The 25,481-nt window shown below is 47.2% G+C and carries 30 protein-coding genes; 7 read left to right on the top strand and 23 right to left on the bottom strand.

The genetic code is table 11. From position 1 onward, the window contains the following. Positions 1-331: 331 nt before the first annotated feature. The 22 genes from J6U00_RS04155 to J6U00_RS04050 all read right to left on the bottom strand — a co-directional run bounded on the left by J6U00_RS04155 (position 332) and on the right by J6U00_RS04050 (position 16,287). Positions 332-850: a hypothetical protein gene (locus tag J6U00_RS04155; protein WP_296579289.1), complete on the bottom strand. Its 519-nt coding sequence runs from the start codon at positions 848-850 to the stop codon at positions 332-334. A gap of 18 nt (positions 851-868) precedes the next feature. Continuing rightward, positions 869-1,297: a hypothetical protein gene (locus J6U00_RS04150; protein ID WP_296579287.1), complete on the bottom strand. Its 429-nt coding sequence runs from the start codon at positions 1,295-1,297 to the stop codon at positions 869-871. 16 nt (positions 1,298-1,313) lie between these two features. Beyond that, entirely contained in the window at positions 1,314-1,817 is a 504-nt protein-coding gene (locus J6U00_RS04145) for a hypothetical protein (RefSeq protein ID WP_296579284.1), read from the bottom strand. Positions 1,818-2,084: 267 nt separating this feature from the next. Continuing rightward, positions 2,085-2,993, bottom strand: a complete 909-nt coding sequence (gene argF / locus J6U00_RS04140) for an ornithine carbamoyltransferase (protein WP_296579280.1) — start codon at positions 2,991-2,993, stop codon at positions 2,085-2,087. A gap of 34 nt (positions 2,994-3,027) precedes the next feature. Continuing rightward, complete coding sequence (locus J6U00_RS04135; protein ID WP_296579277.1) at positions 3,028-3,492, bottom strand: hypothetical protein; 465 nt, start codon at positions 3,490-3,492, stop codon at positions 3,028-3,030. 2 nt (positions 3,493-3,494) lie between these two features. Next, positions 3,495-4,664: an aspartate aminotransferase family protein gene (locus J6U00_RS04130; protein WP_296579274.1), complete on the bottom strand. Its 1,170-nt coding sequence runs from the start codon at positions 4,662-4,664 to the stop codon at positions 3,495-3,497. 148 nt (positions 4,665-4,812) lie between these two features. After that, a complete protein-coding gene (argB, locus tag J6U00_RS04125) occupies positions 4,813-5,679 on the bottom strand; it encodes an acetylglutamate kinase (RefSeq protein WP_296579268.1) in 867 nt (288 codons plus the stop codon). Between the two features lie 20 nt (positions 5,680-5,699). Further along, complete coding sequence (locus tag J6U00_RS04120; protein ID WP_296579266.1) at positions 5,700-6,335, bottom strand: hypothetical protein; 636 nt, start codon at positions 6,333-6,335, stop codon at positions 5,700-5,702. Positions 6,336-6,344: 9 nt separating this feature from the next. Continuing rightward, positions 6,345-7,166, bottom strand: a complete 822-nt coding sequence (locus tag J6U00_RS04115) for a hypothetical protein (protein WP_296579262.1) — start codon at positions 7,164-7,166, stop codon at positions 6,345-6,347. A 44-nt stretch (positions 7,167-7,210) separates the two neighbouring features. Next, positions 7,211-7,723 carry a hypothetical protein gene (locus J6U00_RS04110; RefSeq protein WP_296579260.1) on the bottom strand — a complete coding sequence of 171 codons (513 nt, stop codon included), beginning with the start codon at positions 7,721-7,723 and terminating at the stop codon, positions 7,211-7,213. A 54-nt stretch (positions 7,724-7,777) separates the two neighbouring features. Next, on the bottom strand, positions 7,778-9,058 hold the full coding sequence (argJ, locus tag J6U00_RS04105) for a bifunctional glutamate N-acetyltransferase/amino-acid acetyltransferase ArgJ (protein WP_296579258.1): 1,281 nt from the start codon (positions 9,056-9,058) through the stop codon (positions 7,778-7,780). Beyond that, on the bottom strand, positions 9,045-9,470 hold the full coding sequence (locus J6U00_RS04100; protein WP_296579254.1) for a contact-dependent growth inhibition system immunity protein: 426 nt from the start codon (positions 9,468-9,470) through the stop codon (positions 9,045-9,047). The genes argJ and J6U00_RS04100 overlap by 14 nt, the downstream gene beginning before the upstream one ends. Before the next feature lie 27 nt (positions 9,471-9,497). Then, the gene (argC, locus tag J6U00_RS04095) at positions 9,498-10,451 is read right to left on the bottom strand and encodes an N-acetyl-gamma-glutamyl-phosphate reductase (protein WP_296579251.1); all 954 of its coding nucleotides are present in this window, start codon (positions 10,449-10,451) and stop codon (positions 9,498-9,500) included. Positions 10,452-10,520: 69 nt separating this feature from the next. Beyond that, positions 10,521-10,820: a hypothetical protein gene (locus tag J6U00_RS04090; RefSeq protein WP_296579249.1), complete on the bottom strand. Its 300-nt coding sequence runs from the start codon at positions 10,818-10,820 to the stop codon at positions 10,521-10,523. A gap of 71 nt (positions 10,821-10,891) precedes the next feature. Then, entirely contained in the window at positions 10,892-11,140 is a 249-nt protein-coding gene (locus tag J6U00_RS04085) for a hypothetical protein (RefSeq protein ID WP_296579245.1), read from the bottom strand. Between the two features lies 1 nt (position 11,141). Continuing rightward, entirely contained in the window at positions 11,142-12,521 is a 1,380-nt protein-coding gene (argH, locus tag J6U00_RS04080; protein WP_296579243.1) for an argininosuccinate lyase, read from the bottom strand. Positions 12,522-12,547: 26 nt separating this feature from the next. Beyond that, positions 12,548-12,961, bottom strand: a complete 414-nt coding sequence (locus tag J6U00_RS04075; RefSeq protein ID WP_296579237.1) for a hypothetical protein — start codon at positions 12,959-12,961, stop codon at positions 12,548-12,550. 74 nt (positions 12,962-13,035) lie between these two features. Beyond that, the gene (locus J6U00_RS04070) at positions 13,036-13,479 is read right to left on the bottom strand and encodes a nucleoside deaminase (RefSeq protein WP_296579233.1); all 444 of its coding nucleotides are present in this window, start codon (positions 13,477-13,479) and stop codon (positions 13,036-13,038) included. 64 nt (positions 13,480-13,543) lie between these two features. Next, the gene (locus J6U00_RS04065; protein WP_296579230.1) at positions 13,544-14,125 is read right to left on the bottom strand and encodes a hypothetical protein; all 582 of its coding nucleotides are present in this window, start codon (positions 14,123-14,125) and stop codon (positions 13,544-13,546) included. 14 nt (positions 14,126-14,139) lie between these two features. Further along, entirely contained in the window at positions 14,140-14,556 is a 417-nt protein-coding gene (locus J6U00_RS04060) for a GNAT family N-acetyltransferase (protein WP_296579227.1), read from the bottom strand. Between the two features lie 275 nt (positions 14,557-14,831). Beyond that, the gene (locus J6U00_RS04055; RefSeq protein WP_296579222.1) at positions 14,832-15,044 is read right to left on the bottom strand and encodes a hypothetical protein; all 213 of its coding nucleotides are present in this window, start codon (positions 15,042-15,044) and stop codon (positions 14,832-14,834) included. A gap of 7 nt (positions 15,045-15,051) precedes the next feature. Then, a complete protein-coding gene (locus J6U00_RS04050) occupies positions 15,052-16,287 on the bottom strand; it encodes an argininosuccinate synthase (protein WP_296579219.1) in 1,236 nt (411 codons plus the stop codon). A 377-nt stretch (positions 16,288-16,664) separates the two neighbouring features. Here J6U00_RS04050 and J6U00_RS04045 point away from each other — a divergent pair, with 377 nt between their 5' ends. The 6 genes from J6U00_RS04045 (at position 16,665) to J6U00_RS04020 (ending at position 22,214) form a co-directional block, all read left to right on the top strand. Then, complete coding sequence (locus J6U00_RS04045) at positions 16,665-17,609, top strand: L-lactate dehydrogenase (protein ID WP_296579216.1); 945 nt, start codon at positions 16,665-16,667, stop codon at positions 17,607-17,609. Positions 17,610-17,690: 81 nt separating this feature from the next. Then, positions 17,691-18,866: a malic enzyme-like NAD(P)-binding protein gene (locus tag J6U00_RS04040; RefSeq protein ID WP_028518043.1), complete on the top strand. Its 1,176-nt coding sequence runs from the start codon at positions 17,691-17,693 to the stop codon at positions 18,864-18,866. Positions 18,867-19,111: 245 nt separating this feature from the next. After that, the gene (locus tag J6U00_RS04035) at positions 19,112-19,666 is read left to right on the top strand and encodes a GrpB family protein (RefSeq protein ID WP_296579211.1); all 555 of its coding nucleotides are present in this window, start codon (positions 19,112-19,114) and stop codon (positions 19,664-19,666) included. Between the two features lie 302 nt (positions 19,667-19,968). Continuing rightward, on the top strand, positions 19,969-21,168 hold the full coding sequence (gene hydF, locus J6U00_RS04030; RefSeq protein ID WP_296579208.1) for a [FeFe] hydrogenase H-cluster maturation GTPase HydF: 1,200 nt from the start codon (positions 19,969-19,971) through the stop codon (positions 21,166-21,168). A 63-nt stretch (positions 21,169-21,231) separates the two neighbouring features. Continuing rightward, positions 21,232-21,732: a hypothetical protein gene (locus tag J6U00_RS04025; protein ID WP_296579203.1), complete on the top strand. Its 501-nt coding sequence runs from the start codon at positions 21,232-21,234 to the stop codon at positions 21,730-21,732. 134 nt (positions 21,733-21,866) lie between these two features. After that, on the top strand, positions 21,867-22,214 hold the full coding sequence (locus J6U00_RS04020) for a type II toxin-antitoxin system PemK/MazF family toxin (RefSeq protein ID WP_295081986.1): 348 nt from the start codon (positions 21,867-21,869) through the stop codon (positions 22,212-22,214). A 93-nt stretch (positions 22,215-22,307) separates the two neighbouring features. Here the strand turns inward: J6U00_RS04020 and J6U00_RS04015 are convergent, their stop codons facing one another. After that, positions 22,308-24,929: a cation-translocating P-type ATPase gene (locus tag J6U00_RS04015; protein ID WP_296579199.1), complete on the bottom strand. Its 2,622-nt coding sequence runs from the start codon at positions 24,927-24,929 to the stop codon at positions 22,308-22,310. Between the two features lie 135 nt (positions 24,930-25,064). On the opposite strand from J6U00_RS04015, the gene J6U00_RS04010 reads away from it, so the two are divergent. After that, positions 25,065-25,481 (top strand): hypothetical protein (locus tag J6U00_RS04010; protein WP_365718033.1); only part of this gene is annotated, 417 nt, incomplete at its 3' end.

Raw genomic sequence — 25,481 nt, 5'->3', positions numbered from 1 at the left:
ATCAAACTCTTTATTATAGTTGTATATATCAGTACCTAAGTACCAAAATATCTTTAATCCTGTTCATAACGCTTGCGTTATTACTTGCGTGTTATTTTTTAGTCTTTTCTTGACCTTCTCTCTCCTCAACTGTTTCCAGTCTCAGATAGGAATCTCAAGGGTCGTTACTTTTTTATTCGCATTGTTCAATTTTCAAGATGCTGTTTTGTCTGCCCGAAGGCTGTTGTCCTCAGGCGACTTAATTATTATATCACGCCATACAGCGTTTGTCAACTAAAATAATCGTCGTTGAATCGGCTGCTTTTTATACATTATGCCCTATATTTACATATCATATACCGCAGTATTCCCAGTAGCCCTTTGCTTTATCCGGATACAGCTCCTTTATATGGTTGTAAAGCGCGAAAAGCTCCTTATTCGCCTCTCCGTGCTTGCAGTATTCTATCTCAGCTTTTTCTATATGCTCCATGAGCTCCTGTCTGCCGCCCTGATACTCTATCTCCATTACAAGATGATAAAATCGCATACTTGGCCGTCTACTTTTTCTCAGCATTATATAGTATCTCACTCGCGTGATCTCGTCCATTCTGATGTCTTTTCTGAACATACCGTTCTTCATCATCAGCCACTGGTCGTCAAACACATCTGTCATCGGAGAAAACGATACCGCAATAAACGCAATAAACACTATAAAATATTTGAGAGGCACCGCCAGTGCAAGTCCGCATATCGGCTTCCTCGCGGACTCAAACAGTGACGCCGCTAACAGCAGCACTGCAACTATTATAAACAGAACCATTCCGGACCATCTTTCAAAAGCAACAGCTCCAGATGCTTCTATCCTTTTCATTCCTTATCACCACTGAATTCATTTGATATACTCGTAAAAGAATCGCCCTGCAAAAAAAAGCGCCATTACTGCAAGTGCGGCGGTTATCGTGATATGCCTCTGCACGTCGTCCTCAAGCTTGAAGCTCTCGGGCTTCTTCGGGTCGCAGAGGATAATACGGGTGGAGCCCACCTTCATCGGCTCTGTATAGCCCGCCTTGTCCTTGACCTTGTATATCTTCCCGCCGAAGTCGTATCTCATAGTATGCGTATAATGTGAAACTCTCTTAGCGACCCTCATGATCGAGCCGAACATCGCAACGCCCCTTCTTTTCAGGACCTCCTCCGCGTCAAGCACCTCCGCCTTTACCGCAACTCCGAACTTCTTGAAATAAAGAAGCCTTGCAAGATATACGCCACCTGCTATTGCTATTGCCAAGCCCACACAGGCAAGTATAAGATTCTGCATTTTATCACCTCGTATTTTATGCGTTGATATCTTCTTTTTCTGTATAGCCCCTTGCTTTATCGGGGTACAGGCTCTCTGCGAACTTGTATATCTGCATTATATCAAGCTTGTCCGCTTCGTTGCACATCAGCTTTTTCATTTCATTTTCTCCGATAAATGAAGTGAGCTTATAACAGTCATTTATACCCATCATGCTGTGGTCAAACATTATCACCATCATATGGCGGATGCCGCCTCTTGCGCGGTACTTTCTCACCGTGTAGCTGAAAGTATCAATGCGCTCAAGGTCTATCTTCCATTTATAAAAGAAGCTTCTGCACCTGATTATCTTCCCTTCGCCGTACTCAACAACAGTACCCTGACAGTATACGAATAACAGTGCGGCGAGACCTGCCAGTACACCTATATAAAAGCCTAATTCATTCAGATATGCCGAAATAACGAGCATGACCGCTACCCATATCATCGCGGATATAATATACACGATCGTCGGTGTGTATGATACCTTTACTTTTTTCATTATAATACCTCATATCATTTTTGTAAAAAGCGGACAGCACGAACTGTCCGCTTTTATCATTTTTTCACGGGCGGATAGTATCCGTCCCTGCATTATGTATTGATTATGTGACGCCGAAGACGGCGTTCCCTCCAATACGTATGTTTCAGCCTGATGCTAACGGCCAATGTACTGCCGCTCAAAAAGCTCCGTAAGCTATGTACAATTACAATTTGCAATCATAGTAAGCGAGTTTACGAGCGTCAACGTGGACGCGGTCAAGCAGGCTCAGCTTGCCATCAGTTTTACCATTACTGCCTTCTGAGCGTGGAGACGGTTCTCGGCTTCCTCGAATATCTCGTTTGCGTGAGCCTCGAATACCTTCTCTGTGATCTCCTCCTCACGGTGTGCAGGGAGACAGTGGAGCACTATCGCGTCTGCATTTGCCTGCGCCATGAGCTCGTCGTTGATCTGATAGCCTGTGAAAGCCTTCCTGCGCTTCTCGGCTTCGCCCTCCTGCCCCATGGAAGCCCATACGTCAGTGATGAGCACGTCTGCGCCCTTTGCAGCCTGCATAGGCTTATCTGTCATCTCGAACTTATCTCCGTAGCCCTTTGCAAAGTCAAGTATCTCCTTCGGCGGCTGATAGTCGTCGGGACAAGCGATAGACACCGACATACCTACCTTTAAGCAGCCGACGATAAGGGAGTTTGCCATATTGTTTCCGTCACCGATAAAGCACATTTTAAGTCCGTCAAAGCTGCCCTTGAACTCGCGTATCGTCATAAGGTCAGCCAGCACCTGACAAGGGTGACAGAAGTCCGTAAGACCGTTGATTATCGGCACAGAGCCGTACTCAGCAAGGTCCTCGACCTCCTTCTGCTCAAAGGTACGTATCATAATACCGTCGAGGTAGCGGGAGAGAACTCTCGCCGTATCCTGTACGGGCTCTCCGCGTCCGATCTGGAGATCGTTTGACGAGAGGAACAGCGGATATCCGCCCAGCTGGTACATACCTGTCTCAAAGGAAACTCTTGTGCGTGTGGAAGCCTTCTGGAATATCATTCCGAGGGTCTTTCCCTTGAGGTGGGGGTGCGGGATACCGTGCTTAAGCTCGTACTTGAGCTGGTCTGCAAGGTTGAGTATTTCTATGATCTCCTCTGTGCTGAGATCGAGCATTTTAAGTAAGTGTTTCATATTATCCTATCCTTCCGGTTCTTTCATTATCAAATCAAGTTTTGTTCATTTCGCCGAACGCCCTGTCTATCGCCACAGCAAAAAGTGATATATAGTCGTCAAAGGCCTTGTTCTCCACATCGAAATGGTACTGCATCTCTCCGTTCACTCCGAGGAGACTCTGGATATTTCCCACCTTCGCGTCATTGAGGATTATATCGAAATTCTTTCTGTCCTTACTAGTTATCTCAAAGCGCATGGTCTTGTTTTTCGCCTTTATAGTGGGATTAAGGAACAGAGAGGTACATTCCATGGACATAAATACGTTGTCGTTGAGTATTATTGTGAAGAACGGTCTCTTCGCATCGCCTGTCTGAACGAGGGTATAGAGGTTGTAGTTACTTGCGTCCATCAGGTTATAGCGTGATCCGAAGCCTTTTTTCTTTATACTGTAGATAAGTCGGCCTGTTTTGTCCTGAACGGTATATTTTCCGCCCTTTCCGATCACCTGAAACTCCATAGTCATTCCTCCAGTATCTCTATCAGAATCTTCAGTCCGTCCTTTAGCTCATCATAAGAAATCGTCAATGGAGGCAGAAGTCTAACCTTCTCTTTGGCAGTAAGAATAAGGAGTCCCCTGTCGAGAGCCTTCTGAGCAACATCGTGGGCGTCCTTGCTCCTGAGCTTTATGCCCACCATGAGCCCGAGACCTGTTATGTACTCGACCTCGCTGCACTTTTCAAGCTCGCTCTTTATGAACTCGCTCTTCCTGTTCACCTCTTCAAGGAAGCCGGAGCTCTCGATCCTGTCAAGGACCGCAAGACCGCCTGCGCAGGCTATAGGGTTGCCGCCGAAGGTGGAGCCGTGAGTACCTGCCGTAAGAACTCCGCTACACTTCTCGTTCACAAGACAGGCGCCCATCGGGAGACCGCCTGCGATACCCTTTGCCAGAGTAACGATGTCAGCTTTTTTGCCAAAGTATTCTCCTGCAAGGAATTTACCTGTACGTCCGACACCGGTCTGTACCTCGTCGGTTATAACAAGTATATCCTTCTTTGCGCACAGGTCGTAAACAGCGTCCACAAATTCCTGACCGAGAACATTGACGCCGCCCTCTCCCTGCACATATTCGAGCATTACCGCGCAAACCGTATCGTCCTGAAGCTTTGCCTCAAGGTCTGCGATATCGTTTGCGGTCACGTTCACGAAACCTTCTACGAACGGAAAGAAATAATTATGGAACACATCCTGACCCGTAGCTGAAAGGGTAGCTATAGTCCTGCCGTGGAAGGAATTCACAAGGGTAATTATGGTATGCCTGCCCTTGCCGTATTTATCGAAGCTGTACTTCCTTGCCACCTTTATGGCGCACTCATTCGCTTCAGCGCCGCTGTTGCAGAAAAATACCGACTTTTTACCGGTGATGCCGCAGAGCCTTTCGGCGAAATCCGCCTGCACCTTGGTATAGTAGTAGTTGGAGCTGTGCTGGAGGGTCCTTACCTGAGCGCACACAGCGTCAGCCCATTTTTCGTCGCAGTATCCGAGAGAGTTCGTACCTATACCGCTTCCGAAGTCGATGTATTCCGTACCGTTTTCGTCCTTACAGCGTCTGCCGCTTCCCTCCTCCATAACAAGGGGATAGCGTCCGTAGGACTGCATAACGTGGGAATTGAATTTATCAATGGTATTCATAACGTCCTCCTTGGGGGCAGACTGCCCATGGATCATATCAGACACACTATTATTATAGCGCTTAATGGCAGTCAAAATCAATCAATTAAGATTTTTTATAAGTAAATTTTTTGTATACAAGTAAATTATTTTACGAGCGGTAACTCTATCACACGAACTGGGTACCGATTCCTTCGTTGGAAAGTATCTCGATAAGTATGGAATGAGGCACTCTTCCGTCGATGATAACGGTCTTTTTCACGCCTCGTCTTACAGCCTCTACACAGCAGTCTATCTTGGGTATCATTCCGCCTGAGATTATGCCCTGTCTCTTGAGGAAGGGGACCTCGCTGACGTTGACCTCAGGGATAAGAGTTGACGGGTCGTCCTTGTCCCTGAGCAGACCTGCTATATCAGTCATAAGGATAAGGTTCTCGGCGCCAAGCTCTGCGGCTATCCTTGCAGCGGCAGTATCGGCGTTGATGTTGTAGGTGTTGCCCTCCGCGTCAGTTGCAACTGTTGCGATAACAGGGATATTTCCGTTTGCAAGGGCATCGGTGATAGGCTTTGTGTTGACCTTTGTTATCTCGCCAACCCAGCCGAGATCCTGACCGTCGTCGGTCTTTTTCTTTTCGGCTACGAGCATTTCTCCGTCGATACCGCAGAGACCTACGGCACTGCCCTTATGCTGTGCGAGCAGCTGTACCAGCTCCTTGTTGACCTTGCCGGAGAGGACCATTTTCACAACGTCCACAGTGGCGTCGTCGGTGTACCTCAGACCGTTCACGAAGCGGCTCTCGATATTGAGCTTTTTGAGCATATCGCTTATCTCAGGACCGCCGCCGTGTACAAGGACTACCTTCACGCCTACCAGCGAAAGGAGAACGATATCCGTCATTACGGCGTCCTTGAGCTCCTTGTTGGTCATGGCGTTTCCGCCGTACTTGATAACGAGTATCTTGTTATTGTACTTCTGTATGTATGGCAGGGCGTCGATAAGCACCTGCGACTTTTCATTGTTTGATATCTTTTCCATTTTCCTTAACTTCCTTTTATTTAAAATTGATTATTATCTGTCTTGCATTTTTCTATAGCTTGATCGAGTTTTTCTTTTACCCGACAAGGATCTTCCACATCAGGGAAAACATAATCAGCACACTTTTTAGTGTTTTCATCAATTATTGCTTTGACGATAAGTTTTCCTTTATTATTTTTTTCAACAGCAATTGTTCTTACAACATCTTCAAGTGGTATCTCCTGCCAGTAATTAACTCCAAAAGATATTAATCTTCTGTCTGTCAGGCAATAGTTCAGCCCCATACGACAGGCTTTGATATGTCCTTTTATAATAATTGTCATTACAAGGATGAAAGAAAAATTATGAACCAGTATATAGGGCCAAGTCATCAACATTCCCCCATGTATAAATATCATATTAGCGCCAAACAACGACAAAATAATACCAATAATAAATATGATTTTAGTTCTATTTTCAATTTTAAAAACTGTTTTAACTATTTTTTCGTGCTTTTCATATTTGCCAGGGTAAGTGGTGTCTTGTACACCGGTGTCCTTGACACACAGTATCTGCTCGCCTTCCATTAGTTTAATATCATATACAGACTTTCCTGGAGGATATTGGACATTATTGCCGAAATATTCAGTTCCTTCATCTTTTTTCCTTCCGAACATACCCTACCTTTAGTAGCCCTTTCCTTGGTTTTGATAATTCATGTATCTTACACCTGCGCAGGCGTCGTCGATTATCTGCTTTACACGCACCGGGTCCTGTATGTTTTTTATTACGATCAGAGTTCTTCCTGCTCCAACGGCCCGGTTATCACTGGTCCTTTCCGCAGGATCAAGCATACCGCGCAGATTTATGGTTAATTTCCCTGTATTATTGCCGCTCATGGACGCATTGGTACTAATTATATTCTGAAGCCCGGCTGATTCAAACTGACCGTACATATACTGCATTAATCTTTTGTCGGTCACAGCATAAAATCCATGATCAATATTCATTACCAGTAATACAACGCCTGCTGCAATAAATGCTAATCCTATAAATGCTGCAAAACACGTAAACATCAGGACTATACCTATGATCAGAAGTGTGAGTCCCGGAGAGCTGTCTTTTTTCATGCTCTCCTGATTCTGCTTTGCCGGGTCGCCGGAACCGCCTGCCCACAGCAAATGCTCGTTTGGCTCCAGATAGGCTTCAAACATACTCTCTATGGAGTTATAGTTATAGTTATCGTAAGGGCGCTGTTCTGTATCCGCATCAGCGTATGTCTGTTCGTGACTATGGTTACATTCACGTACCTCGTTTATGTTCTGATATGACTGTTCATGGCTGTGCCTGCACTCCCAGAGATCATCCATATCCTCGTAGGTCTGCTCATGACTGTGATCGCACTCCCTGCGGTAATCATGAGACGGCGCTATATAGTCGTCGTCATACTTTGCCGCATTTCTCTCGTTATAATCATCATAGTCGTCCCCATTTTTTCTTCCGAACACAAGATCACCCCCAATAGATCACTAATCGTTTATCCAGTTTTTTCTTATGAGCCGCAGAGCTCCTTTTGCTTTTTTATGATATCGACGACCTTTATTCCGTCCTCAATATCCCAGAGAAAGTATTTATTATTTTTTCCCTTGATGTCCTTGTGATTTATACACAGCGTAATGTATTCTCTGCCGGTTTTCTCCTCTTTACTTACATATGCTGTATATATTTCACGATACTCTATCTTCCTGCACCCCTTCTCGCTGAATATGAGCACTCGCTTATTCGTGATAAAGTACGAGCCTGTCACATCATAGGTACTCAGAATAACAACTATTGCGAAAAGAGAAAAAACAATAGCACCCAGAAGGTTTTCAATGTTGACGCCTTCTGTTATTATCGGCACGTTCCCTACAAAGAAGGATGCCAGTCCTAAAAAAACAGTAATTATTGAATCATTCCAGTGTATCTTTACGTAATCTGTCACCTTGTTCCAGATAATCTGCTCGTCTTTCTTAAGATACTTTTTCTGCACCTTCTCGGCGCTCATTCCTTTCATTAAAAACATACTGTCACCAGCCCTGACAGCGCTCCGCCTGTCTGCATATAAAGCTAATATGTATCAGCTTCTGTAATCGCCGTTTATCTTTACGTAGTCATAAGTAAGGTCGCATCCCCATGCAATGGCCCTGCCCTTGCCCTCTCCCATAGAGACGAGTATCTGTATCTCTTCCTCCTTGAGGACCTCCTTAGCCAAATCCTCGGAGAACTCGATAACGTTTCCGTTCCTTCCGAGAGGAATAGTGCCGCCTGCAGAAGCCATATCCACATCGACCTTAGAAATATCAAATGAAGCGTCGGTATATCCAACCGCGCAATATATTCTTCCTGCGTTAGCGTCCTCGCCGAATATCATAGCCTTTATGAGGCTGGAGCCTATAACGGACTTTGCCACCTTTTCGGCGATTTCGTCACTCTCAGCACCCTTTACAGCGCACTCCACCAGCTTTGTAGCGCCCTCGCCGTCCCTTGCCATTTTACGTGCAAGGTTCATGAGTATGCCGTAGAGAGCATGTCTGAACTTCTCGTATTCTCCGTCCTCCTCGGTGATAGGCTTGTTGCCTGCCTCGCCGGAAGCGAGTATGCACACCATATCGTTTGTGGAGGTGTCTCCGTCAACGCTTACTCTGTTGAGAGTTACCTTGATTATATCATCAAGGGCATGCTGTATCATTTCCGGAGTTATATCCACATCTGTGGTAAGGAAGGTAAGAGTAGTAGCCATATTCGGGTGTATCATTCCGCTGCCCTTGAGCATACCGCCCATAGTGCAGGTCTTTCCACCAATATCGAACTGTGCGGCGATTTCCTTTTCCTGTGTGTCTGTAGTCATTATAGCTTCAAGGGCACGCTTGTTGCCGTCATAGGTAAGTCCCTCTGCAAGACCGTCCATAGCCTTTTCGATAGGCTCTATAGGGAGTACCTGTCCGATAACGCCTGTGGAAGCTACGATTACGTCATTTTCGTCAATACCGAGGCTCTTTGCGGCGAGCTGACACATTTTTGTTGCCTTCTCAACACCGTCAGGATTGCAGGTATTTGCGTTTACGGAGTTTACGATAACCGCTCTTGCCTTTCCGTTTCTGAGGTGCTCCTTTGTAACGAGTATGGGAGCTCCCTTGACTTTATTTGTGGTATATACTGCAGCCACGCTACACTCCTTGTCGGCGACAATAAGTGCCAGATCATTTTTCTTCTTTGCTGCGGGGATAACGTTCTCCTCTGCTGCATCGCCGAGAGGCTTGTGTGCAAGTCCGCACTGTACTCCGTTAGCCCTGAATCCCTTTGCGGCACATACACCGCCTTCTACGAATGTTACTCCTTTAAGTTCAACAAGCTTCATCTGTTTCCTCCTTGATCTTCTGTGCGAATTTTGCAATTATGTCCATATATTCATTCTTTTCCTCGTCGGAAGCCCATTTGTGAGCCTTTGCCATAAGGCCTGCCTTTTCGAGGACTGGACCCATCTGAGGATAAAAGAGTTTCAGGTACTTTTCCTTGCCCGAGTACAGGTTGAACATAAGCTGTCCCTCGAACATCTCTCCTACGAACGGATCGTCGCTAAGCATTTCTATGGCTCTCTTTATTGCAACGCGAGAGCATATTTTCTGACGGAGCATACGGCTGACGTCAGAAACATTCAGCTGATCCTTTGTCTTTTCCATTATGGTATTGAACCATTCATCGACGGTATAGTCTATACCGTCGTCCTCGATTAGGTCATATTCATATATCTCGCGAAGTGTTTTGCTCATTTTACTTCCCCCGTTTTCTTGTAATTCTCATATAAGTCCTGTTGTTTCGTCTATTCCCATCATTATGTTAAGGCACTGTACAGCAGCTCCGCTTGCACCCTTGCCTAAATTATCGAGGCGCGAGCAAAGAAGTATCTGCTCATCATTGCCGAAAACAAAAACCTGTAGCTTGTTCTGTCCGCTGAGCGTATTTGAAGCAAGGAAGAAGCTCTTCTGCTCCTCTGCGGACATAAGAGGCATAACCTCTATCATGTTTGCGCCTGCATAGTGCTTTACGTACATCTCATGCACCTGCTGCGCGGTGATTTTCTTGTCAAGAGTCCTTGTCTGTATAGGCACACTTACTACCATTCCACTGAAATAATCGCATACCATAGGATTGAACATAGGCGTGTAGGTGAGCCCCGATACTGCTTTCATCTCCGGAAGGTGCTTATGCTGCTGAGAGAGTGCATACTGTCTTGGGCTACCATATTCAAACGGCTTGTCCTCACCCTCATAGACTGCTATCGCCTTCTTGCCTGCTCCGCTGTAGCCCGATGTTGCGTATGCAAATACAGGATAGTCCGCAGATATTATGCCGTTATTCACCAGCGGATATACTATGGAAGCAAATCCACTTGCATAGCAGCCCGGAACAGCAACTCTATTCGAGGTTTCTATCTTTTTCCTGTGAGCAGGTGAAAGCTCTGGGAAGCCATAAGCCCAATCGGGATTTGTGCGGTGTGCTGTGGAAGCATCTATAATACGCACATGATCGTTATCCTTATCGATGAATGATACTGCTTCTATGGAAGCAGTATCCGGCAGGCAGAGGAATACATAGTCTGCGCTGTTTATAAGTCTTGCACGCTCGGCAGGATCCTTTCTCAGCTCCTCGCTGATCTTCATGATCTCAAGGTCGTGCCTGTCTTTGAAACGCTCCTGTATTTTAAGACCTGTCGTTCCTTCCTGACCGTCTATGTAAATTTTTACTGACATTTTTATTCCTCCGTTTTATGGCTCTTTTATATAGAATATTCTGTAAGTGAATGCGTCACTCACTGGATATCATAACAGCTTTTCTCCAGTTTCCTCGGTAACGATCTCGCCGCCGCACTTAGGACAATACTGTTCTTTGTCTATCATAGCCCATTTTTTCCATGTATATCCGCAGTTGCTGCAAATATGTTTTCTTTCAACAGGCGGCGGTCCGTAAATTATTGATATCATATCTTTTTCCGGCGCATACTCGTTTTTGATTATTTTCGCGCCACAGTACCTGCAAAAATTATCATCTTCAATGATTTCACGGCAGTTACCGCATATTTTTACCATTGATTCGCTGTTATTGTCTTTTCCTGATTTCATTGTACCGCCTCCTTTTAGATGATTCGGGCTGTCGGGGACTCTAGCCCCTACAAGCTAATGACTAACTGCTATTACTTTCGCTTATTTACCTTACGCTCGTACTTGTCGCGCTTAGGATCTTCAAGCTCAGATGTGTCCTCTATCATCGAGTGCCATACGCTTATCGCAAGGGTCACTGCAACGACAGCAACACACCATATTATATGGGGAGCTCCCGGTCTTACTGCAAGCCAGAGCCCCATTATTATCTCTCCTACTACCCATATAATGCCCATGAGTATCGAAAGGCCCAAAATAAAGCTTATATCCTTTTTCTTCATATCAGATACCCAGTGCCTTTTCCGCAAGAGCTATCTGTTCCTTTACTGCGTCAGGCGAAGGACCGCCCTCGGACTTTCTCTCGCGGACGCAGGTATCAAGGCTTATAGCCTCGTATACGTCCTCGGTGAAGAGCTCCGTCATAGCTCTGTAGTCCTCAATAGTCATAGTTTCGAGAGTGAGACCCTTTTCTATGCACTGAGCAACAAGAGTTCCCGTTATCTTGTAGGCGTCGCGGAAGGGCATACCCTTTTTTACAAGGTAGTCTGCGCAGTCAGTGGCATTTATGAAGCCTCTTGCGGCAGCGTTCCTCATATTGTCCTTGAGCACGCGCATAGTGGCGAGCATTGGAGTGAAGGTCTTGACGCAGAGCTTTACATTGTCCACGGCGTCGAATATAGCCTCCTTGTCCTCCTGCATATCCTTATTATATGCAAGGGGAAGCCCCTTCATCATAGTGAGCAGGGTCATGAGGTCACCGTTTACTCTTCCTGTCTTGCCTCGGATAAGCTCCGTAACGTCCGGATTTTTCTTCTGAGGCATGATAGACGAGCCTGTAGCGAAAGCGTCGTCAAGCTCCACGAACTTGAACTCCCACGAGCACCAGAGGATAATTTCCTCGGAAAATCTTGAAAGGTGCGTCATGAGCAGCGACAAAGCGCAGTTGAGTTCAACGCAGTAATCCCTGTCGGCAACTCCGTCAAGGCTGTTTGGCATGGGAGCCGTAAAGCCAAGGAGATCGGAGGTCTGCTTCCTGTTTGTCTTATATGTCGTACCTGCAAGAGCTCCGCTGCCGAGAGGGCAGTAGTTCATTCTTCTTGCGGTATCCTTTAATCTTTCCATATCCCGGAGGAGCATCCACACATAAGCCATAAGGTGATGTGCGAGGGTTATGGGCTGAGCACGCTGTAAATGGGTATATCCTGGCATTATGGTCCCGGTGTGCTCCTTAGCAATATTGACAAGAGTAACTGCGAGCTCCTTCACCATTGAGTAGATCTCGTCTATCTCGTCCCGGAGATAAAGTCTGAGATCAACTGCAACCTGATCGTTTCTTGAACGTGAGGTGTGAAGTCTCTTTCCCACGTCGCCGAGGCGCTTTGTGAGCTCTGCCTCAACGAACATGTGAATATCCTCCGCATTGGGGTCAAGCTCCAGCTTTCCGCTGTCTATATCAGCGAGTATGCCTTTCAGTCCCTCGATTATTTCGAGGCTGTCCTCCTTGGTGATTATGCCGCAGTCTCCCAGCATGGTAGCGTGGGCGATACTGCCCTGTATATCGTGACGGTACATACGTCCGTCAAAGGCAATGGAAGAGTTGAAAGCGTTGACGCCTGCGTCCACCTGCTTTGAAAATCTTCCTGCCCACATCATATCTGCCATAGTTTTCTCCTTTTTATCCTTACTTATCAACGTATAAATATTAAAGCTGCTGCAATCAGCACAAATACAGCGGTCAAGCGAGCCATTGCGGTCCACATTGATCTCAACTCGTTTTTTTCGTATGTCGCAGTCCACAAATTCTTTTCGCTGTATCTGAGCCGAAGCTCCTCAGGGCACCTTATCATCCTTAGGTATTTGCCTGTTAGCAGCAAACCTGTTCTTACCGTATCGTCGTTATGATCGAACACGAGCTCAAGCAATGTCAAGGAATGGCTTTTCTTCTTAATTAAAATACTTTTTGCCACACCATCACAGGCTTCAGTGTCGTTCATTGTTTGTTTCCATTTTACAGACCACTTTATACATAATATCAGGAACGCTATCCAACATATTCCAATAATGCCTGCACCTATATACAAAACTATCAGTTCGACACTCATTCGCTCACCTTCTAAAACGATCATCTCTGCCGCTTTAAAGCTATCGGCTAATGGCTAACGGCTAAAGGCTTTTATCAGTATTTTTTCTTGTGCTTTATCGACTGATACTCGGCAAATACCTCAAGACATTCCTCACGGTGGAGCTCCTCGGAGATATCCGGGGGAGCTTCATAAAACACCTTGTCGCGGAAGCCTATCCTGTCGGTATCGTTTATATTGCAACCGTAATAGACCTTTTGGATATTCGCCCACATTATAGCTCCCGCACACATAGGGCAGGGCTCTGCGGTAGTATACAGCTGACAGCCTTTAAGGTCATGAGTACCGAGTTTCTCGCAGGCGTTCCGTATCGCCATGACCTCACCGTGACAGGTAGGATCATGCCGTTTTACGACCTCGTTGTGTCCCTGTCCAACTATCTCACCGTCCCGGACGATAACACAGCCGAATGGACCGCCGTGACCTGCATTTATGCCTATCCGGGCCTCGTCAATTGCTGCCTTCATGAATTTATCCATATATATCCTTATTTATTCCAGTTATTCCTGAATTACCTTCCATAACATATTACTTATGCAGCGCTCATTCATCTATCGGTTCTTCCTTGTAGCTTTCTGCCGCCTGATCAAGTATTTTTATCAACTTCTGCTCATCTTCCGTTCCGTCATACTCCATAGGATAACTCACGGCAAGAATTGAATAATCCCAGAATCCGTCACACATATTCAAAGCATAGAAATACATCAGGCTGTCGTAATACTTTATACGGGCTTTAAATAAAAACTGTCCTGTCAGCTTCTGAAAATATGAAGCTCCTTCGACAGTACCCTTTTCTTTGAAATCATCAATAACATCATATTCGCCTGCATCAATCATAATGCAGATATAGATATCGTCCTCCTCGCTTCCGTATTCACTGCCGGGAGAATAAGTGCTTAACGCCGTCACTTCGGCAGCATGGGATTTAGCGGGACGAAAGGAATCATTCACCAAAAAAGAGATATGATATACCTTATTCTCACCGTCCCAGTCTTCCTCACAGATATGTGAACCGGGAGCAACGATTATCTCAGGAAGCTTTTTATTATCCTTTTGCACATCTCTTATTTCATTTTTTGTACTGTTATCGGTCCTGCCAAATAATTTATCCAGAAATTTTCCCATGAGCAAAACTCCTGTTACTTAATATATTTATTACGGTAAACGAGGTCAGGTCTTGTAGTAAATCCTATATGCTCCCAGAATCCGTTTCCGAGGTCATTGTCCTCAAATACAACGAGGGCTGTCTTCTGTATGCCCTCCTTTTCGAGAGCATCCATAGCGTGATTCACCATATCCTCGCCTATACCACGGTTCCTGTACTCTGGAGCAACTACAACATGGTGAAAGAAGCCGCGTCTGCCGTCGTGACCTGCCAGTATAGTACCGATTATCCTGTCGCCGTCCACAGCCACAAAGCTTGTGGCGGGATTGCGCTTAAGGTATCTTGTGAAACCTTCCTCGCAGTCGTCCACGGGATTAGTCCCCTCATGTTCCTTCCAGACCTCTTCAACGCCTTTCCAGTCGTTGATAGTCATGAGCCTTATCTTCACCATAGTAACCCTCCTTTTTCTCAATGCATAATTCGTAATGCGTAATTATATGTGTTCGCTTCGATCACAGCTATAAAATCGGATAATTCATAATCATTTCTTTAATTTGTCGCAACAGGCGAATTCGCAATTACGAATTAAAAATTACGCATTATAATAAATCGTAACAGGCAGGAGAAGGCGCCCCCTGCCTGAAACTAATATAATATTCTCTGAGCCGTTTTCTATGCTTTCAGGGAAGCTGCTCCGTAAACAAGAGACCTTTGTACTGATAGTTATCAGCTGAATGTGAATATGCTGTCGTTCAGCTTCAGGAACAGGAATGTTCCGAAAATAACTGCACCGATGAAATAAGCAGCATCATATTTAAGTCCCTTTATAGCTGTTTCTCTGTCACTGTCTAGAAGGCTGATATTGGATATCACGTCTCTTCCAATCAAAAAAACAACGAACAGAGCACATATTATGAATATAATACTTACAAACTTCATACGATTATTACCTATTATTGCGCTTCTTGTCCAGCTGAGCTCTAACCTTTATCGGGAGACCGAAGAGGTTGATGAAGCCTGCTGCGTCAGCCTGATTGTATACCTCGTCCTCATCGAATGTAGCAACTTCCTCATCGTAGAGTGTGTATGGTGAAGTTACACCTGCATTGATGATATTGCCCTTGTAGAGTTTGAGCTTAACATCACCTGTAACTCTCTCCTGAGTTTTGTTTACGAAAGCACTGAGAGCTTCGCGGAGAGGTGTGTACCACTGACCGTTGTATACGATATCAGCGAACTTTATGCCAAGGTACTGTTTGATACGTGCAGTTTCTTTGTCGAGAGTGATAGTTTCGAGTACCTCGTGAGCGTGATAAAGAATAGCACCGCCGGGAGTCTCATACACGCCTCTTGACTTCATGCCAACGAGACGGTTCTCAACGAGGTCTGCAAGACCGATACCGTTCTCGCCGCCAAGCTTGTTGAGAGCTGATACCATTTCAACACCGTTCATCTTCTTGCCGTCCAGCATTGTGGGAACACCCTTCTCGAAATGGAGTGTGATGTATGTAGGCTTGTCGGGAGCGTCGATAGGTGAAACGCCCATTTCAAGGAAGCCCTTCTTCTCGTACTGAGGCTCGTTTGCAGGATCCTCAAGGTCAAGACCCTCGTGAGAGAGGTGCCATATATTCTTATCTTTTGAGTAGTTTGTCTCTCTGTTTATCTTAAGAGGAATGTTATGAGCCTCTGCATAGTCGATCTCCTCGTCACGGCTCTTGATAGTCCATTCTCTCCATGGAGCAATAATAGCCATTTCTGGAGCAAAAGCCTTGATAGCAAGTTCGAATCTTACCTGATCGTTGCCCTTTCCAGTGCAACCGTGGCAGATAGCGTCAGCTCCCTCCTCGAGAGCAATCTCTGCGATACGCTTTGCAATAATCGGACGTGCGAAGGAAGTACCGAGCATATATCTGTTCTCATAGATTGCGCCAGCCTGTACTGTAGGATAAACGTAGTCCTGAATGAACTCCTCCTTAAGGTCAGCGATGATGAGCTTGGAAGCACCTGTCTTTATAGCCTTTTCCTCGAGACCGTCCAGCTCTGTACCCTGTCCTACGTCACCTGAAACAGCGATGACTTCGCAGTTGTTGTAGTTTTCCTTGAGCCACGGAATGATGATAGATGTATCGAGTCCGCCTGAATATGCGAGAACTACCTTTTTGATATCCTTCTTGTTAGCCATAATGATTACCTCCTGAATATTAACGCCGCTTTGATGCAGCGTGGTTTTGCGATATAAATCTATTATACTACTTAACAAAATAATGTCAAGAGCATTTGCATAAATATTCATTATTTTCATAAATATTCATTTTATACCGCATATTATTCATTTTTGCATACATATTTTGGTACTGCCAGTTCTTCTCCCTATTATTCTTCGAGTTAAAAAGCTGTGTTAAATCTGAAGTTGTTTTGTATGAATTTACGATTTTTCCGTAAACAAGGCTTTTTTGCTTGATATTTTCATATTTAGTCATTATAATAATAGTACATATTGCTCTGCAAAGCGTTAAAGAGAGAAGGCAGAGCCGTCCAACGTATATGGAGGTAAATATTATGGCTGATAAGAACGGTACAAAGATAACTATACTCGGCGCAGGCAATGTCGGCGCTTCTGTTGCTTATACATTCGCTGTAGCAGGTACCTGCTCCGACATCGTCCTCGTTGATATCAACAAGGCAAAGGCAAAGGGAGAAGCTATGGATATCCGTCAGGGCGTTTCCTTCGGCGAGAACGTCGAGATATTCGACGGCGGCTACGAGGACGCAAAGGATTCCGATATCGTCGTAGTCACACTGGGCCTTGCAAGAAAGCCCGGTCAAACACGTCTTGATCTCGCTCAGACCAATGTAAATATCATCAAGGAAGTAATGCCTCAGGTAGCAAAGTACGCTCCCGACGCTATATATGTAGTTGTCAGCAATCCTGTTGATATCCTTACATACACTATCCTTAAGTGTACTGATTTAAAGCCCAATCAGGTAATAGGCTCCGGAACAGCTCTCGATACTTCAAGACTCCGTTCCATTATCGCAGACCACGTAGGTCTCAGCCCCAACAGCATACACGCTTACGTATTCGGCGAGCACGGCGATTCCTCTTTCATACCGTGGTCGATAATGAATATCGCCGGCGTTCCTGTTGACGAATACTGCGCAGATCAGGATCATGCAGACCTCGACGAGGACGAGATAATCGACGAGGTGCGCAAGGCAGGCGCTGAGGTCATAAAGAGAAAGGGCGCTACCTTCTACGCTATCGCTATGAGCGTAAACAAGATATGCGACACCGTTCTCCGTGACTCAAAGAACATCATTACGGTTTCTACAATGATAAACGACAGGTACGGCATAAACGACGTATGTCTCAGCCTTCCCTGCGTTATCGGAAGCAACGGCATCGAGAGAGAGGTATCTCCCAAGCTCACCGACAGCGAGATCGAAAAGCTTCAGGCAAGCGCAAAGGCGCTCAGAAGCGTAATCGACCAGATCCAGTTCTGAGAAGCCGCAGAATAAGATTTACGCGGAGAACCTTCTGTTCTCCGCTTTTTTGAATAAACCCACAGAAAGGACATATATATCATGAATTATGCAGAAGAATCCCTTAAAAAGCACTATGAATGGCAGGGCAAGATAGAAGTTATATGCCGCGCTCCACTCGTAACAAGAGACGACCTCTCACTTGCATACACTCCCGGTGTTGCACAGCCTTGTCTCGAAATACAGAAGGACGTTGACAAGAGCTACGAGCTCACACGCCGTTCAAATCTCGTTGCCGTAGTCACAGACGGCACAGCAGTACTCGGTCTCGGAGACATCGGTCCTGAGGCAGGCATGCCGGTAATGGAAGGCAAATGCGCACTCTTCAAGGCTTTCGGCGACGTTGACGCAGTTCCTCTCTGCGTCCGCTCAAAGGAAGTTGACGACATCGTAAATACAGTACGTCTCCTTGCAGGCTCATTCGGCGGCGTTAATCTGGAGGACATTTCTGCTCCCCGCTGCTTCGAGATAGAGAAGAAGCTGAAGGAGTGCTGTGATATACCGATATTCCACGACGACCAGCACGGTACAGCCGTAGTTACTCTCGCAGCTATGCTCAATGCTCTCAAGGTAGTAGGCAAGAAGCTTGACGAGATAAGAGTAGTAACAAGCGGTGCAGGCGCAGCAGGTATCGCTATCATAAAGCTCCTCATATCAATGGGACTTAAGGACGTTGTGCTCTGCGACAGGAACGGCGCTATATACAAGGGTCGTCCTGAGGGAATGAACCCCATGAAGGACGAAATGGCTGAGATAACCAACCAGCAGATGAGAAAGGGCAGCCTTGAAGAGGTAATCAAGGGCGCGGACGTATTCATCGGAGTATCGGCTCCCGGCTGTGTAACTCCGGAAATGGTAAAGTCAATGGCTGACAAGCCTATCCTCTTCCCCATGGCTAATCCTACTCCCGAAATAATGCCCGACCTTGCAAAGGAAGCAGGCGCAGCAGTAGTCGGCACAGGAAGAAGCGACTTCCCCAACCAGATAAACAACGTTCTGGCGTTCCCCGGTATCTTCCGCGGAGCCCTCGATGTACGCGCAAGCGATATCAACGACGCTATGAAGATAGCTGCTGCAAAGGCTATAGCTTCATTCGTAACAGATGACAAGCTCAGTGCTGATTATATTATCCCCAGCGCACTTGACAAGACCGTTGCACAGGCAGTTGCAAAGGCTGTTGCTCAGGCTGCAAGAGATACAGGCGTTGCACGTATCTAAGCGCGGAGCCCGCGCCGCCTTGCCACGTTGTCGCTCGTAAACTCGCTTACGCTTATCAAAAAACGATGATCGTACATCGCTTACGGCACATTTCCATTGGCGGTACTAATGCGTAACACATAATTATATCATACTTGCGGAAACAATAAAAATATGATATACTAAAGCCGTGGAGCATTTTGCTCTGCGGCTTTGTGTTTTAGCTGAGAGCGGAGAATCTAACAGCTCTACGCTAAGGAGAAAAAATGGAAGGAAAAAACACGCCCACTGTCGGCTTAAAGACTGGTACTGTCAGGCTGCTGCCCCATAATGTCCGGTGGGAGGAAAACGCCGCACAAACTATCGGACTGATAAGGTCGGTACTTGGCGAGGTCTGTATTGACGCCCAGCATATAGGGAGCACGTCCATAAAATGGGTATCAGCAAAGCCTGTCATAGATATCGCGGTGGCAGTAAAGGAGCTTGACGATGTAATGCCTTATGTGGATATCCTCAAAGAAAATGGTATAATCTACCGGCGAGCTGAATACGGACAGCTGCTGTTTTTAATGGGCGACCTCGAAAACGACATAAAGACCCACCATATCCACGTTTGCAGGGCAGGGAGCCCGGAATGGAACAATTATCTGAACTTCCGGGATTACCTAAACGCTTTTCCCGGAAAGGCAAGAGAATATGACGAGGTAAAGCAGCGCTCCGCAGCTCTGTACCCCGATGACAGAAAAGCCTATACCTCGGAGAAAAGCCATATCATTTCACGGCTGCTCAGTGAAGCAAGGTCGTGGAGAGCTGAGAGTTGAGAGTTATATTGGATCAGAAATCAAAGAATATTTTCTCACTTTGCCTGCGGATATAGAGTTGAAAAAGCTTATTAAAGCAATTCCAAATACAACAGATTCGATGTTTTCTCAAAAACAAAATCTCTATAAAGAATATACCAAAGACGAATTGGCAGATATGTGCCGGGGCGAACAGCGTTCACTCGCAAAATAACGCCGATTATCACGGGCGAGCGGAACTCGCTCCTACAAACTAATCACTATGCACTAAGCACTAACAACTCGGAACGCCGAACGGCGTTCCCTACAGAGGAATGATAAATATGAGTTTAAATGACACGCCCTCCTCGGAGAGGATCCACATAGGCTTCTTCGGACGGAGAAACGCAGGAAAATCCAGCGTGGTAAACGCTGTTACGGGACAGGAGCTGTCCGTGGTCTCCGACGTCAAGGGAACCACCACAGACCCCGTCACCAAGGCTATGGAGCTTCTACCGCTGGGGCCTGTGGTGATAATAGACACTCCCGGCTTTGACGACGAGGGTACTCTCGGCGAAATGAGAGTGCGCAAGACCAAGCAGATACTCAACCGCACAGACCTTGCTGTGCTCGTAGTTGACGGAACTGTGGGACTTACCGACACCGAGCGCCAGCTCACAGGCATATTCAAGGAAAAGGATATCCCCTATCTTATCGTGTACAACAAGTCCGATATAGCCGAAAAGCGCGTCTGTCAGGAAAACGAGTTTGAAGTCAGCGCACTGACAGGCGAGAACATCTACGAGCTGAAAGAACGTATCGCAGCCCTTGCAAAGCTCCCTGCCGAGGAAAAGCGTATCATCGGCGATATGCTCAGTCCGGGAGATATGCTGGTGCTCGTTACTCCCATAGACGCGGCTGCTCCCAAGGGAAGAATGATACTTCCTCAGGTACAGACTCTCCGTGATATCCTCAACGCTGACGCTATGGCGGTATTCACCAAGGAATTTCAGCTTGCGGAAACTCTCGATAAACTTAGCTCGCCCCCGAAACTGGTCATAACCGACAGTCAGGCTTTCGCCGTGGTGAGCAAAATAGTTCCGGAGAGCGTTCCCCTCACTTCGTTTTCAATACTTATGGCGCGGTACAAGGGCTTCCTTGAGACCTCGGTAAAGGGCGCATCTGCCATAAAGACCCTGAATGACGGGGACACAGTCCTTATCTCCGAGGGCTGCACCCACCACCGCCAGTGCGGTGATATCGGCAGCGTTAAGCTGCCTGTCCTGCTGAAAAGGACCACAGGCAAGTCCTTGAATATCGAGCTTAGCTCTGGACGTGAGTTCCCGGAGGACCTGTCTAAATACAGCCTTGTGATACACTGCGGCGGCTGTATGCTCAATGAGCGTGAAATGGTCTACAGGCGGAAGTCCGCAGAGGATCAGAACGTCCCCTTCACCAATTACGGCATAGCTCTTGCCATGATGAACGGCATACTCAAACGCAGTCTCGGCATATTCCCTGATCTCGCAGGAAAGATAGAATAAACCCCCGACTGCGTTGTACAAAATATCCGTAACTCAAAATCTTTCAGATTAAGGAGCAGCACAATGAAAAATATACTCACTATCAAATGCACTATTGACGATATTTCCGGATACAGGGAACGTTTCATGAAATTTTCCAACCTCAGCGCGGCAGAGAGATACGGTATCATAAAGGATAATATCCTCAGCTCGGACGCTGTCGTCTTTTTCAATATGACAGGCGGATTCATGGTGGGAGGAAAGGAGTCTCCCTGCATGGAGACACTAAAAAAATCAGCCGATATGTACGACGGTGCAGTGATAGGATTTCCTGTACAAAGCAGAACGGAAAATATCGGACAGTGCTTTAAGCTTGACATATCCTCGCCCGAAAAAAAGAAGCTGTTTCTTGACAATTACCGCTTTTACGACCATACCGACTTCATAATAGAGCTTCCCGAACTCGGTACTGCATTAAGAGTTGCCGACGACCGCGATTATGAGCCGTATTCATTTTTCTTCCTGTCAGGTACGGAGCTGAAAATGCATATCGAACATCATACAAGAGAGGTATGTATTTTCTGAATCTCCTCAGTAAAGGCGTATAGACAGAAATCCTCCCGGCAGCATATAATGAACAGAGGCTGTATAATATCAGTCTCAAAGGCAATAATAAGAACAGCAGTTCATATTCATTATATATACCGGGAGAAAACATCATGTCCGTCAGAAGAGGAGAAATTTATTACGCCGACCTCAGTCCCGTTGTAGGCTCTGAACAGGGCGGTATCAGACCTGTACTTATAGTTCAGAACGATGTGGGAAACAGACACAGTCCCACGGTCATCGCCGCTGCGATAACCAGTCAGCGCGGCAAGAGCCGCCTGCCTACGCATATAGAAGTACAGGCAGAGCAATGCGGTCTCGCCAAGGACAGTATAGTTCTGCTGGAACAGATACGCACCATAGACAAAAAGCGTCTGAAAGACAAAATGGGAGAGCTTGACCTGAACTCTATGGATAAGGTCAATACGGCTCTTTCAATAAGCTTCGGGCTTGAAGTATAATTTTACGGGGCGGATATTATCCGCCCCTGCATATTTATGCGGCTCTCGCTTGCGGGCGGCGGAACGCCGCCCCTACAGGCTAACGGCTAAGGGCTAACGGCTGATGACCGAGCTGACAAGAGGCACTGCCGCGCTGAATCCCAGTGCTATAAGGAGGTCCGCCATACCCGGAGCGGCTGTGCCGAATACCATGCGCAGCTGCGGTACCGCTACAGCTGCCGCAAGAACAGCTCCCGAAATAAGCACTGCTCCCACAAGCTTCATATTCCCGAAGGGATTCATGCGGAACAGTGAACGGCTCTCGGAACGGCACTCGAAAACGTGTATCAGCTGAGACACCACAAGGGTGATAAGCGCAGCAGTGCGGCAGGCTTCCGCGGAACCGCCGAGCCGCATGACCGTTGTGAAGCTTGCAAGTGTGGAAAGTCCGATAAATATGCCGCGGATAACTATCTTCCACATAAGTCCGCCTGCAAAGAAGCCCTCTCCGGAACGCCTCGGCGGACGACTCATTATACCCTCCTCCGGCGGCTCCATACCAAGAGCTATCGCCGGAAGTCCGTCTGTTACGAGGTTCACGAGAAGTATCTGCACCGGCAGTAGTATCATCGGCATACCCATTACGATGCCGAGGAACATTGTAAGTACCTCCCCTATATTGCAGGAGAGCAGATACCGCACGAACTTGCGGATATTTGCGTATACGCACCGTCCCTGCTCCACGGCGTTCACCAGTGTTGCAAGGTTATCGTCCATCAGTATCACGTCAGCCGCCTGCTTTGTGACGTCAGTACCCGTAACTCCCATAGCTACGCCTACATCGGCTTCCTTCACCGCAGGGGCGTCGTTCACGCCGTCGCCTGTCATGGTGACTATCTCACCTCTGCGCTTAAAGCTCCGCACTATGCGCAGCTTGTGTACGGGCTCCACACGTGCGAACACGGTATACTTCCCGATATCACGGTCCAGCTCCTCATCGGAGAGCATATTCAGCTCCTCACCTGTTATAGCCATGCCGCCCTTGAGCAGTCCTGCTTTTTTCGCAACTGCCACGGCGGTATTTTTATGGTCTCCCGTTATCATGACCGTCTTTACGGACGCTGCCGCACACTGACGTATAGCGGCTTTTGCCTCCTCACGGGGAGGGTCGGTCATGCCTGCAAAGCCGAGAAAAACAAGGTCTCCGCGTTCAGGCTCCATTTTTTCCGAACCGCATACCGCCAGCGCGAGGACTCTCAACGCCCTGTCAGACATCTCCGACGCCTTTTCTTCGAGCTTTCTGCGGAACGACGCCGTAAGAGGGATCTTCTCGCCCCTGCCGTTCATATACATGGAGCACCTCGGCAGAATGACCTCCTCAGCACCTTTGAAGTATATCCTCTTATCACTACCAAAACCGCAGTGTACAGCCATAAAACGAGTCTCACTGTCAAATGGGTATTCACCGAGCACACTGCACTTGCTGGACAGCAAGGACTTTGTGATACCTGCCTTTGCGGCTGCAATGAGTAGCGCAGCTTCCGTAGGATCGCCTGCAACACTCCACTCACCCTTGCCTGCAAGAGAACCTCTGTTGCGGCTTTTCGGAACTTCCTGTGTACTTATCTCAGCGGTGGAGCAGAGCACTCCGCACTTGAGAGCTTCGATGAGACCTTTTTCAGTAACTGGATTTACGGCAATATCTCCGGCTCTTGTTACAGCTCCGCTGACCCGGTAGCCCATGCCGCTGAAAAAGTAATCCTCATCGGCTGTGGAGAGCTCTGTGACCGTCATTCTGTTCTCGGTTATGGTGCCTGTCTTGTCAGAGCATATCACAGAGGTACAGCCTAAAGTCTCTACACTGTGGAGCTTGTTCACAAGGGCTTTCTGCTTCATCATGCGGCTGACAGCCAGCGCAAGAGCGATAGTAACTGTCGCCGGAAGTCCCTCGGGTATAGCGGCAATGGCTATTGTTATGCCCGTCATCAGCATATCGAAGATGTTCTCTCCCCGGAGTATTCCTGCGCCGGCTACTGCCGCACACACCACAAGGCATATCACTGCAACCGCCTTTCCAAGCTCTGCGAGCCGCTTCTGAAGTGGAGTGGGCTCCTTATCAATATCCCGGAGCATTCCCGATATCTTTCCCATTTGGGTATCCATACCTGTAGCTATGACCTTTCCGCGGCATACGCCCTTTACCGCGGAAGCTCCGCAGTAAACTATATTCGGTCTGTTCAAGGAATTGTCGGTATCCTCCTCAGCTCCTGCAGATTTTTCAACTGCCGACGATTCTCCTGTGAGAACAGATTCGTCGGAAAAGAAGCCTGAGGCCTTAAGTACCACGCAGTCTGCAGGTATCCTGTCCCCTGCCTCAATCTCGACGATATCTCCCCTTACAAGCTTTGAAGCCGGTATTTCCTTCAGCTTTCCGTCGCGCCAGCACTTCGCCGTGGGAGAGGTCATGGAACGGAGTGCTTCGAGAGTATGCTCCGTACGGAACTCCTGTATAAAACCTAGAACTGCGTCAAGGAGCACTATCAGTATAATAGTGACCGCGTCGGATAGCTCACCAAGCAGCACCGATATCACCGTTGCTCCAAGAAGTATCATTACCATAATGTCTCTGAACTGCCCGAGGAATATCTTCAGAGGTCCTGTTTTTCTGCCTTCACCAAGGACGTTCTCGCCCTCCACGCTCAGTCTTTCGGCTGCTTCCTTTTCTGTCAGTCCCATAAATCCACCCTTTCACAGACTTTGTCCTTAAAAGATATGTCCGAGGCCGGACAAATATGACATCAAATACTGTTGCAAACTGTTCAGCTCTGTGTTATAATGTTACTGTACGACACTTACACAAGGAGTGATGATATGCCATATTGCACACAATGCGGAAGGAAACTGGAATACGGAGAAAAATGCAGCTGCACTGCATCAGGCTCCGTTCAGCAATCTGCTCCGCAGCAGTACAGGCAGCCATATAACAGCGGTACTCAGCAGTACGGAAGCAGCTACGGTCAGCCGCAAAGACAGTCCTATACCGGCAGTTCTCAGCAACAGTACGGAAGCAGCTACGGTCAGCCGCAAAGGCAGTCATATACCGGCAGTACTCAGCAGCAGTACGGAAGCGGCTACAGTCAGCAGCAGAGACAGACATATACCGGCAGTTCTCAGCAGCAGTACGGAAGCAGCTACGGTCAGCCGCAGAGGCAGTCATATACCGGCAGTTCTCAGCAGCAGTACGGAAGCGGCTACAGTCAGCAGCAGAGACAGACATATACCGGCAGT

This window comes from Ruminococcus sp., from assembly GCF_017650195.1.
In the GTDB taxonomy this organism is placed as follows: Bacteria; Bacillota; Clostridia; order Oscillospirales; family Ruminococcaceae; genus Ruminococcus.
Note: the sequence above shows the minus strand (reverse complement) of the source record. Positions and strands in the feature narration are given on the sequence as shown.